At 29.4% G+C, this 13,013-nt stretch carries 7 protein-coding genes; 4 read left to right on the forward strand and 3 right to left on the reverse strand.

The annotated features are described in order from the left end of the window. The first annotated feature begins 14 nt into the window (after nt 1-14). Nucleotides 15-332, forward strand: a complete 318-nt coding sequence (locus RWL85_RS07595; RefSeq protein WP_048803358.1) for a DUF1904 family protein — start codon at nt 15-17, stop codon at nt 330-332. Nucleotides 333-400: 68 nt separating this feature from the next. Here the strand turns inward: RWL85_RS07595 and RWL85_RS07600 are convergent, their stop codons facing one another. The 3 genes from RWL85_RS07600 to RWL85_RS07610 form a co-directional block, all read right to left on the reverse strand. Beyond that, nucleotides 401-2,134, reverse strand: a complete 1,734-nt coding sequence (locus RWL85_RS07600) for an ABC transporter ATP-binding protein (RefSeq protein WP_314086721.1) — start codon at nt 2,132-2,134, stop codon at nt 401-403. Next, nucleotides 2,121-3,884 carry an ABC transporter ATP-binding protein gene (locus tag RWL85_RS07605; RefSeq protein WP_314086723.1) on the reverse strand — a complete coding sequence of 588 codons (1,764 nt, stop codon included), beginning with the start codon at nt 3,882-3,884 and terminating at the stop codon, nt 2,121-2,123. Before RWL85_RS07605 ends, RWL85_RS07600 begins: the two co-directional genes overlap by 14 nt. A gap of 89 nt (nt 3,885-3,973) precedes the next feature. Further along, nucleotides 3,974-4,585 (reverse strand): ribonuclease H family protein, encoded by a 612-nt coding sequence (locus RWL85_RS07610; RefSeq protein WP_314086724.1) that lies wholly within the window; start codon nt 4,583-4,585, stop codon nt 3,974-3,976. A gap of 454 nt (nt 4,586-5,039) precedes the next feature. Here RWL85_RS07610 and RWL85_RS07615 point away from each other — a divergent pair, with 454 nt between their 5' ends. From RWL85_RS07615 to RWL85_RS07625, 3 genes are all read left to right on the forward strand, one after another. Next, entirely contained in the window at nt 5,040-10,547 is a 5,508-nt protein-coding gene (locus tag RWL85_RS07615; protein WP_314086725.1) for an LPXTG cell wall anchor domain-containing protein, read from the forward strand. Nucleotides 10,548-10,966: 419 nt separating this feature from the next. After that, complete coding sequence (gene murC / locus RWL85_RS07620) at nt 10,967-12,271, forward strand: UDP-N-acetylmuramate--L-alanine ligase (RefSeq protein ID WP_314086726.1); 1,305 nt, start codon at nt 10,967-10,969, stop codon at nt 12,269-12,271. A gap of 59 nt (nt 12,272-12,330) precedes the next feature. Next, nucleotides 12,331-12,846: a DUF948 domain-containing protein gene (locus RWL85_RS07625; protein WP_314086727.1), complete on the forward strand. Its 516-nt coding sequence runs from the start codon at nt 12,331-12,333 to the stop codon at nt 12,844-12,846. Nucleotides 12,847-13,013 lie beyond the last annotated feature (167 nt).

Here is a 13,013-nt window from a genome sequence, read left to right on the forward strand (position 1 = left end):
AATGGAGGTCTATTATGCCACGTATAGTTGCTAGAGGATTTAAAAAAGAAGATTTAAAAAAAGTTAGTGCTGAGCTTTTCGACACTATTGCAGAAATAATCGAAAGACCACGTGAAGCTTTCACATTAGATTTAATTGAAAGTGTTGCTATTCTTGATGGAGAAGAAATCAGTAGAGCAAACTTAGAAATCGGATGGGTTCACCGTCCAGTTGAAGTTTGCGAAAAAGTTGCTAATGCTGTTAATGAACTTTTCAAACCACTTGGGTATGAAACAGTTATGATTTCATTTAAAGATATTGACTTAGCTTACGAATTTGTATTCAAAAAATAATTATTAAAAAAGGAGTAATTCGAAATCAAGATTTAATTCAATCTGATTTTTCGAATTACTCCAATTTTTTATCCTTTTACTTGAGTTTCATACATTTTCTTATAACTTCCATCTAGGTGCAACAACTCTTCGTGTGTTCCACTTTCAATTACTTTCCCTTTTCTAAGGACATAAATCATATCAGCATTTTTTATCGTCGATAATCTATGAGCTATTATAAGCGTTGTTCTCCCTTGTTTTAATTCTTCTATAGCTCGACTTACATTTTGTTCTGTTTCGCTATCGATATTAGCCGTTGATTCATCAAGAATTAATATCTTAGGATCTTTAGCTAAGGCTCTCGCTAAACAAATAAGTTGTTTCTCTCCTGTAGAAAAGTTACTTCCACCTATTTCTACCTTCGAAGCTAACGAACGACTTTCTAAAATGAAGTCACCCCCAACTCTAGACAATGCCTCTTTGGCAATTTTTTCATCGTTAGAAGTTGTAATATTTTCCAGTAAAGTACCTTCAAATAAAAATGAGTCTTGAAGTACTATCGCTGTTTTTTCTCTTAGATATTCCTTACTATAATCATTTATATTTCTACCATTGATTAAGATGTTACCTTTAGTTGCACTGTAAAACTTAACAATTAAATTCATTATAGTGCTCTTACCGCTTCCCGTATGTCCTACAAAAGCTACAGTTTGATTTTCTTTAATTTCAAGATTTAAATCACGAAGTACATAAAAATCATCCTTATAAGAAAAATATACATCTTCAAATTTAATATTTCCTCGGAAATCATCCTCAGTAATATCGTTGTAATTATCTTCCTCTACTTCTAACTTAAGTATCTCTTGAATATTTATAGCTGCACCTTGCGCTCTAATATAATTAGAAATCCCCATCGTAAAATCCGCGATTCTATAAATTATATCGGTAGTATAATTTATAAATAGATATACCATTCCCAATGTAATACCATAAACATTATTAAAGTGTGAATACGAATAGTAATAAACAATACCTATAAAAATCACAATTCTAAATACTCCAGTTATATTATGAAGTAATAGACTATCTACTAGATTTAATTTTTTCCAATATTTATAGCGTTCTTCATTATGCTTATTCCAGTCTTCAATACTCTCTTTCTCTTTATTAAAAGCTTTGATGATTTCTAGATTTTGATAATTCTCATTTATAATCCCATTACTTTGAGAAAACTTACGTCGATACCCCTTAATACTGTCTATTGATAGCTTATTATAAATTTTTAATACTATAAACATTACCGGGAATAACGCTAGCATAAATAATCCAAAACGTACATCTACATAAAATAGCACAACATAAGAAAAAATAATCTTTAGCACGATTATTAATATCTGCACAAATGTCGAAACGAAAAATGTTCTAATTTGGTTAACATCACTCGTTATCCTAGATACTACAGAACCAGCTGGCATATTATCAAAATACTTAATCGGTAGACTTTGAATATGATCGTATACCTGCATCTGGATTCTAACATAAACCTCATTAGCTCCTTTAACTAAGTAAATATTTCTAATATAGTTAGATATTCCTGAACATAGTAATATAAGTCCATAACCAGCTATTACTATCAATGATTTTAAAATTATCTGACGCGTTAAATCTCCAGTTATACCATCAAAAACTTTCGACAACACATATACACCAGCAACACCTAACCCGACATTTAGCAATGAAAATACAAAACCAAGTATATATGATTTTTTTGCATATCTCATATAAGGAAGGAATTGAAATAATGGATTTTTATTCTTCATCATCTTCTACCTCCTTATTTTGATATTCATCTAGTTGTTTATACCAAGGGCATTTCTCAAGTAGTTCATCATGCGTTCCAAAATCTAATATCTTCCCATTGTCTAATACAACTATTTTATTCGCATGTCTTACTGCGGAAATTCTATGTGCTACTATTATATTAGTCTTACCTTCTCGGTTTTTCTTAATATTTTCAATAATAGTTTTTTCAGTATTAGAATCTACAGCACTCAAACTGTCATCGAGTATTAATATTTCAGGATTAGATAACAATGCTCTCGCTATACCTAGACGTTGTTTTTGACCACCCGATAGAGATAAACCATTTTCTCCTACAAGAGTATCAATACCATCTTTAAATCTACTAATATCCTTTTTAATATCAGCTTGTTCAAGAACATCTTCTAACTTATCTTCTAAATCATATCGATAAAAAAGAACATTTTCCTTTATAGATTTTGAGAACAGTTGATATTCTTGTGGTGCATATCCTATCTTAGCCCTTACAGAATAGTCATAATATCGCTCAATACCTTTACCATCAAGAAGTAAAGTATTTTCTTTTATCGGGTATAGGTGTAAAAATTGTTTAATGAAAGTTGTTTTCCCACTTCCTGTCTTCCCAACTACTCCTATAGTTTCACCTTTATTAATTGTAAAATTAATATCTTCAAGTACATGATTATTATCCTCATAGCTAAAATTAAATCCTTTAAATTCAATACTACTATTAAACTCAAAATCACTTTCGGCTAATTCATTATTAACATCAGCTTTCTTATCAGATATTTCCAATATTCTTTTAGTAGCCTGTCTAACTTCTATAAGCATAACAACTAGCTCCGATAAAGCAATATAAGGCCACTGAATCATCCCTATAACTACACAGACAGATATTAACTCCCCTAATGTCATCATTCCTAAATTAATAAAATAGAAACCTCCAGCCACAGCTATAATATAACTTGTCGCTAAAGATATAGTATTTAACGGCTGATAAACGAGTGTTCTCTTCATGTATAGTTCATTACTTTTAGCATAACTTCTAAGTTTCCCTACAAAACTATTTCTTACTTTGTCTAGTAAGCTATAAGCTCTAATTACACGAATACCCTTAACATTTTCTAAAGTCTCTTCTGTAATTTCATCCATAGTTTTTGCCATTTTATTATAATATTTTTCTTGTACTTTTCGTCTACTCACTAAATATATAGTCTGAAGAATCAAAGGTATATGAATCAATAATAAATACACAATGTTAGACTTATTATATATTAGAATACTTATAAATAAATTGTAAATTATTCCATCAAAGATTAATAAAATACCATAACCAAAAAGTGGTGCTATATAATTTGTAATATCATTCGTAGATCTACTAATTACTTCACCTATACTGAATTTGTTAAAAAATATCGGAGTGTGCCTATAAATATCGTGTTGAATATCATATGTCATATCTTTAATGACTTTGTCATAACCTATAAAAGTATAGTATTCTTTAAAGAAGTAGACAATATACAATGCAATTCCCGCTAAAATAATTTTAATAATCTCATTAATTACACCGCTAAAATCAATACTCCCACCTGCTATACCATCGACAATATAACTCAACCTATCAGTCGGATATAATGTAAAATAATACGATGCAATAGAAACTAACAAAGCAATCAAAATACGATTTCTATCTCTATAAATAAGATTAGCTATTTTATTTAGTATCTGCTTATTATCAATTGTTTTATTCATTTTTCACCCTCCTTCTTTTAAATTCTAATTACATTTTAATAATTATAACACATTTAAATACTTAAACAACTATCTTGTGAACTTATTTCTTAATTACTTTTATTTTTAAACTCTTCGATTGCATCCTTCGCAAGTTTATCAACAACTTCATTAAGTTCAACTCCAGTGTGTGCCTTTACTTTTACAAAATTAACCTTCACTACTGTTTTTACCTTATTATAAAATTTCACATAATCCTGTGTATAAGGTAAGTTCGCTTGCCATTCTCCAGTTGCCCACGCTTCTATACCTTGATAATCATAAAACAATGTAATTTCACTAATTTTTTTATCTACAGCATACCACATAACAAATTTAGCTGCCTCTATTTCCCCAGCTACGTTATGTAAATTTGTATAATCTTCTCGATTTCCAGCATGTTTGTATTCATATTTTTTATCCCCATCTACTATGACTACACCAGAGCCATAGATACCATTTATCCTATCGAAACTACCATCGATATAAGCATATACTCCATTAACTTCTTCTATATTCGCTATTTTTTCTTTATTACCTTCTAAGAAATCTTCGGCTTCTGATAGTGTTTTAAAACTCTTATAAATTGCCCCCTTAAATCCAAAAACCTGTTCTTTGCACTCATCCCAAGTAGAAAATATACCAGTCTTTTTACCATTTTTTACTGCATAAAATTTTGACATCTTGCTCTCCTTATAAAATATTCCCTTATAGATTATACTACACAGAAAAAATATAGTAAATTTTTAAAAAGAAAATTTACTATATACTAAGAAAAATTATTTTTTAGTTTAGATACATTTTTGAAACAAGAAAAAAACATAAACAAGCCTATACAAATATTCTCTTAACTATTTTCACAAATAATAAAAAAACTAAATTTAAAATATTATTTTAAATTATCAAATATAATTTTCATTAATTCAAGAAATTTTATTTTATTTTTTATATAAAAGATAGTGATAATCTATTTCAATTGAAACGTTTTTATGTTATAGTATAGGTGTCTATTATTTTTTAAAGGTTGTTTTAATAGCGTTTATGTGAACAGGTTAAGAAATTTAATTCATCTTTAATCAACCTTAAAAAATTAATTTAAAATAAGATTATTATATAAATATAAAAGGAGAATATTCCATGAAAACAAATAAATTATTAAAATCAAGTATGAGTGTTGCATTAGCACTTACTATATCTTCTATCACAGCTCAAGCTTGGCCTACAAATAACAATATAGCAAAAGCTGATTTCGGAGATACTGCAGCAACTCAACAAACTAAAAATGAATTAAATGCAGTCATCGATAAAATATTTAACGATCAATCTATCACAAATAGATATTTAGGAACTACATTTTTCCACAAAACTTCTAACTTCCCTTATTACCATGTGACATTTGAAAACCACCAAGTCCCTGATGATGTTATTGACACTACGCCTTGGTATAACATGTGGAGTGAAGCTGCTGCTGCAAAAGTAAAACTAGAGGCAAACTCTTACACAGAAAAAACAGCAAGAAATGCCATTAATACACTAAACTATTATATTCAACTTTATAACTTTGAAGTTAGTCATGATTTACACGACGATGGTTTCTACACAACAACGGATTTTAAAACACCTACAATGGTTTCTGTTTCTAGCGATGGTCAACAAGATTTCTATAAAAAAGTAGTTGACAATAAAGAAGAAATAAAAAATCTATTTAAAGAATCTTTAGTTGGTATTTACAAACAAGGGCAAGATATCGAAATCAATCTTGTAGCCAACCCAGATAAGGTAAGCAAAATTACAAGCTTTGTCGTTAATAAAGTATCTGGTTTAGATACAAACGTTAAATTAGGACCTTCTGCTGAAGATCAACGTATCATAGCATTTAGTGTTCCTGGCGAATTAAAAGCTGAGCAATTGGTAATATCTAACATGACTTATTTAGATAAAAATGGAAATAAACAACAAACTGGACCATTTGCATTAGATATAAACTATTCATCTGCACAAAAAAATAACGAAGCAATCCCTAAATATAGAGAAAAATTAAACGAGAAAATTCAAAACTGGATTGATCGTGGTAATAAAGTTAATGAATGGTTGCTAACAAAAGAGAACACTTCAGACACCGCTTCAGATTTCTCACAAAGAGCTAAAATTACTGAAGCTGTAACAAAATTACAAGAGTTGAAACACTCTGAAAATGCTAATTACGATAAACTTTATGAAATTTCTACACCAATTCACGAAATGGAAGATATTGCAACCTTACGAGAAGTATTAGATATTAAAGTTGCTAAACTTCTAGAATACTTCGAATTATATAACGAAAAAACATATACAAAAGAAAGTATTGAAAATTACAAAAAATATATTAAGAGCGTTCCTGCATTAAAAAATAATAAAAATATCAAAGAACTAGTTCAATTAATAAAAGATTTTGATAATGCGAACTTCACTTACTTGAAATACAATACTACGGAGCTAAAAAGAATAATTGATATCGCTGATAGAAAAATAAAAAGTGAATACGAGCCTGTAACTCTTGAAAAGTTCGAACAAGCTCTAAATCACGCTAAAGACTGGATTAAGCAAACAGAAAGCTATAATCCTCAAATTAACGACACATCAGATCGTGTAAAACAATTAACAGATGCTATCAATAACCTTGTTAAAAAAGATGGACAAAAAGGCGAACCAGTTCCTGCGGCACCTGTTGAAAACACTACAAAACAAGTTGCTCCATATAACGTAACAGCTAAATTCGTAGATCGAGGAGCAAAAACCCCTATAAAAACTATATATAATCGAGACTTATCTGGATTAATTACTAATGTAGAGGTTCATGAACTAGGAAATGGAAAAAATGAAGTGATATTATCACTAGAACCTAAAATCATGGGAGGATCAGTTGATTTTGCACTAGCTGATACTTTTAAATACAATAGCTTAGGTAATCCCGATACTGACGCTATTGTTTTAGAGAAAAAAAATATCGGCGGTCGTGATTATCCTACTAAATTAAAACTGATTGTTGACGCTACTAAAGAAAATATAGAGATAGCACTTTTAGGAAACTTCAACTTCAAAGACTCTTATTCATTAGGGAAAGACGGTATTGATAATTTCACTAGAGCCACAGATTTGTACATCGATTACTATTCTAAAGTTGAAGCAAAAAAAGAATCTCCTTTAAAAGCTGCTTTAAGAAATAAAATTGATTATTACAATAGTGATGCTGTACAAAATAATTATAAAGATTTAAAACAAGCATTCAAAACATCATTTAACCAATTGATTCTTCAAGCGCAGAGTCTATTATCAAGTGACTCATTAACTCAACAACAAGTTGACAATATTATAAATAAACTGCTAGATGAAACTACAAAATTAGATTCTCTTGCTAACCTACATAAATCGCTACAAGGAGCAAAAGATTCTTACGAAAACGAATGGAAAAATAATACACATTATACGAATGAAAGTAAAGCACTGGTTAAAGAAAAACTAGATGCAGTTGAAGGTAAAATAAACGCTCTTGACCCAATTGATATAGAAGGTAAAAAACAAACATACTTGAGTGAATTTGAAAAAGAAGGTACAGTTACAGTTTATGAAAAATTGGATGAACTTACAGGTGAAGTACAGCATTTAAGTGATTATCTTCGTATAAATACAGAAGAACTTTCAGGAGAAATCAAAAAAGCTGAAGAAGCATATAATAACTTCAATAAAGTTACTCAAGCTAAACTTAAACTTAAACAATTAATCGATGAAGCAAAATCTTATGTCGCTAATGCTAAATTAACTCCTGAATCTCCTAATACAGATGATCAAATTAATACAGATTTAACAGATTACTACAAAGAACAATTCAAGTTTGCTATTGCTGACTTAAACGGTTCCCAAGCCACAACAGAGACTATTTCTGCAAAAGAACAATTAAAAAATAAAATAGCCGAAGTTGAATTAATAAAACAAGGCAAAAAAGATCCATCTGCCTTTGTTACTTTAACAAATGAATTATCTAAAGCTAAAGAACTATTAAAAAATGATTCTACTAGTGAAGAAACATTATTAACAGAATTAAATAAACTTACAAATGCAGTAAATACATTCAATAATTCTGCCGATACAACTCAAGAAAAACCAAATAATCCAACAGAATCTCCTTCTACAGATTCTAATAATAAAGTTCAATTAGATGGATCATTATTAAAACAAGATTTAACTAGCCCTTCTATGGCTAATGGAATAATTAAAAATGTATATCTAGTAACTGAAAACGGGAAAAATTATTTAGAATTAGATCTTATTCCTATGAATAATGGAACAACTAATGTTGCCGTTATGAGTAAACTTACATACTTCGATGGCGATACTGAAAAAGATGTCCAAGTATTAAAAGAAGATACTGCCGATGTTACTTACAATAATGTAACTAATTCTTATAAATATCCTTCAAAAATTAGAATACCTATCGAAGGAAAACCAGCTACAATAAAACTTAACACTTTTGCAAGTAGTACACTATTCGGTACAGATAAACATGAAAACGTAGCTATATTATCATTAAAATATCCTAAAGAAAATGCTGCTATTACTGCGGATAAAAAACAATTAAGCGCGTTATTTGATGCAACAACAAGCAAATATTATGACAGTTGGAATAATGTATTTAAAAATGCAAACGTGAGTCAAGACATGGCAGTAATTAAAAACTTCGGTAACAAAATAAATGCTGCACAAAGTATTTTAAAAAATAACACTGCTAGCACAGAAGATATTTCTACTGCATTCACAGAATTATCAGATTTAAAAAATCAATATGATTTACTTATCCAACTTAGAACTTCAAATGCAGAAGCTGAAGCTAACTTTAATTCTGATAAAGACAGCAAAAAATATAGCAAAGAAAGTATCAACGCTGTAGATAACTACCTTCAAGGAAAAATAGATAAATTAGAAGATTTAGTTCATAACAACCCTAAATCTAATGAAATATTGAAGCTATTTAATGACGTTCAAACATACTCTACTATGCTTAGATATGATACTTCAAAACTAGAAGAAGCTGTAAAAACTGCACAAGATAAAATCGCTACTAATAAATACTCAGAGGAATCTAAAAGCAATTTAACTGCAGTTATTACTAAAGCTACAGAGTTCATCAATAAAGCTAAAGAAACTAGAAACTTAGAAGACACTCGCTCTACTCTTATAAAAGAGATTGAAGATGCAGTTAATGGATTAAAAGAAGCGACTCCAGCTGAGGAAAACAAACCTAACGACAAAGTCGATAATCCTGTAAACAACGAAGGAAATAAACCTAACGACAAAGTTGATACACCTACTAATAACGAAGGTAACTCTTCTAACGGTAATGGCGAAAACTCTAACAACGAAGGAAACAAACCTAACGACAAAGTCGATACACCTACTAATAACGAAGGAAACAAACCTAACGAATCTGAAGCTGATCAAACAGCTAAAAAACTTGCTACTGAAAAAGCAAATCTTCTTTTCCCTCTAGAAACAGCTAAAATACTAGTTAACGATGATAAAGATAAAACTGAGATTAATAAAGAAGAATATACTAAATTAAAAGAAGCTACTGAAAAAGCTCAAAAAGTATACGATGAAGAAAAATCTATAGAGAAAATCAAAGAAGAAAAATCAAACTTAGATAAAGCCTTAGAACAATATTCTAAACATAAAACTGACAAAGAAAATAACTCTAACTTAGGTAATAACAATTCTAATGTAGTTAAACCTGATGATAACTCTAACTCAAGTAACAACAATTCTAATGTAGTTAATCCTGACGATAACTCTAACTCAGGTAATAACAATTCTAATGTAGTTAATCCTGGTGATAACTCTAACTCAGGTAACAATAATTCTACTGTGGTTAAACCTGATGATAACTCTAACTCAGGTAATAACAATTCTAATGTAGTTAATCCTGGTGATAACTCTAACTCAGGTAATAACAATTCTAATGTAGTTAATCCTGAAAACAACCCAAATCCATCTGACAATATTATAAATAATATATTCTCAAACGATGCTTTTGGAGTTAAAGTTACCCTAACAGACAAAACAAACACAGCAAAACTATCAGTAACACCAGTAGAAGATAAAGCCCTAACAACTACAGTTTTAGAAAAATTAAATTTACCAGCAGATAATCAAATCAGAATATTAGACTTGAAACTTCTTGATAAAAACAACACTGTTGTTGACTCAAACTCAAAACGTACTGTAGCTATAGTATTAAAAGAAGGAGAAAAAGATGTCACTATCTATCACATAAAAGATAACGGGGAGTTAAAATTAATAGACTCTACTACAAAAGATGGTGTCGTAACATTTGAAATAGATCACTTCAGTAAATTCGCAATAGTATCTAACGCAAACAAACCAAGTAATTCTCCTAGTGAAAATTCTACTTCAAATCACGATAATCCTGCAGGTAATACACCTACTCAAAGCAAGCAACAAAGTGAAGTTACACAGCCTAATACTAGTGCATCACTTAACAAATTATTACCTAAAACTGGATTGACAAATTCTAACTTAGCTTCATTAGTCACTTTAGGATTAATTTTAAGTGGAGCAGCAATCTTCTCTAGAAGAAAACATAGAAGATAATAATAGTATATGCATTATCTACTTTAAATAAAATTGTTTAGCTTATTAACAGCATTAATATTTTTATTACATTACAATATAAACAATAATTTTGTAATAATGTGATAGTAGATTATGTATAACAAATATTATTTGAATCTTTTTCAACACTAAATATAAATACATACGAGCAACTCTATTTAATCGATTCTCTAATGTCATTAAACATGGGTTGCTCTTCTAATATCATCAACTTAAAAATATCCTAAATATAATATTATTACTTTCAAATGAAAAATTAAGAAAATTTTTGAAAGTATTCATCTATAAAACATTCCTATTAATTGAATTTTTATCAATTTTGGTGTAAAATTGAATTGCTTATGGAAAAAAATAAGGAAATTTTTTATGTTAATATAGACGATTTAGGAGATAGGTTAATGAGTAAATATCATTTTATAGGTATTAAAGGTTCCGGTATGAGCTCACTTGCACAAATTGCTTATGATATGGGGCACGAAGTACAAGGTTCAGACGAAGAAACATACTTTTTTACACAAGAAAAATTAGAGCAAAGAAACATTCCAATGTTTTATTATGGAGCAGAAAATATTAAAGAAGGTTATGAAATTATTCTAGGGAACGCCTTCAATGATACACATATTGAATTTAGAAGAGCAAAAGAATTAGGTTTAAAAACTTATACTTACGCACAATTCCTTGGTAAACTTCTTTCTGAAGTACCATCAATCGCAATAACTGGCGCACACGGAAAAACAACTACAACTACAATGACGAGTTGTATCTTTAAACATAGTCACGTTACATCGTACTTAATTGGAGATGGAACTGGTCATGGTGAAAAAAATTCTGAATATATTATTGCAGAGGCATGTGAATATTACAGACACTTCCTTGCATATCATCCAGATTATGCAGTTGTAACAAACATAGATTTTGATCATCCTGATTATTTTAATGATGAACACGATATGTTTGATGCCTTTCAAAGTTTTGTAAATCAAGTTAAAAATACAGTTGTTATATGTGGAGATGATCGATTAGCATCTAAACTTAAACCAGCTAATGCAAAAACTATTAAATATGGATTTAATGATGGGAACGACTATCAAATTAAAAATGTTCGAACTACATCAGAGCACAGTGAGTTTGACATATACAAAAATTCTAAACTTTTAGGAACATTCACTATGCCTATTTTCGGATTACACGATATTTCTAATGCCACATCAGCAATAGCTTTAGCTGATATAAATGGAATCAGTATAGAAAAAATCCAAGAATCTCTTAGTCAGTACAAACCTGCAGAAAGAAGATTCAGTGAACACAAACTTGGAAATAATGTAATAGTAGATGACTACGCTCACCATCCAAGCGAAATTAGAGCAACTATCGACAGTGCACGTAGAAAATATACAGATAAACAAGTTATCGCTATCTTCCAACCGCACACTTATACACGTACAGCTAAATTCTTAAACGAATTCGCTGAAAGTTTGGAAACAGCCGATCGAGTATTCCTTTGTCCAATTTTTGCTTCTGTTCGTGAAAAAGAAAAAATCGTGGGAATAGAAGATTTACAAAAAGTAACTAAAGGAGCTCAAATAATAAATAGAGAAGACGATTTTGATAAACTTAATTTTGATAATAGTGTTTTCCTATTTATGGGGGCTGGAAATATAAACAAACTTTGTCATAAATTTATAGAACAAAAATCAAAATAATTAATTATATTATCATCAAATTCTAATTATAATTAATTATATTCAAGGAGGAAAATTTTATGTTAGATATAAACTGGTTAATTTTAGCATACGCTGGAATCTTTTTAGCAGGTGTAGGAGTTCTAATCCTATGCATAAGCACAGCGATTACACTTGGAACTGTTAGAAAATCTTTAAATGTTGCTACAGAATGTGTAGAGGATGTCACAAATGTCGCTGAAGAAGCACTTGTTCTTGCTAAAGATTTAAATAACACAGTTAAAAAAGTTGAAAGTAACTTAGAACCAATTATGGCAGAAGCTAATATATTACTACAAAATACAAATATCTTAGCTGAAGACTTACAAGTTAAATCTGAAAAATTAGATCCTTTATTCAACTCTGCCAAAGGATTAGCAACATCAATCAATGGTTTACAATCATCTGTGGATAACATGAAATCTAATGTTACTGGATTCAAAAAAAACACAGATCAAAAAATCGAAAATCTTTCTGGAAAAGTAGAAGAAAATAAAGCTAAAGCATCTAATCTACTTAACAAATTCTTAAAGAAAGATAAAGTAGAAGAAAAATAATATTTAAAATAAAAATTAAAAAACATTTCTATGTCAGGTATTCTTTAAAAAGTATTTTATAATCTGTTATAAAATTTAGAGGAGCAACACAAAATCATTAATTTGTGTTGCTCCTCAGGCTGTTGACAAATGCAAAAAATGCATGAATCAACAGCCTATTTTTAATG

The organism is uncultured Gemella sp., from assembly GCF_963515875.1.
Taxonomy (GTDB): domain Bacteria; phylum Bacillota; class Bacilli; order Staphylococcales; family Gemellaceae; genus Gemella.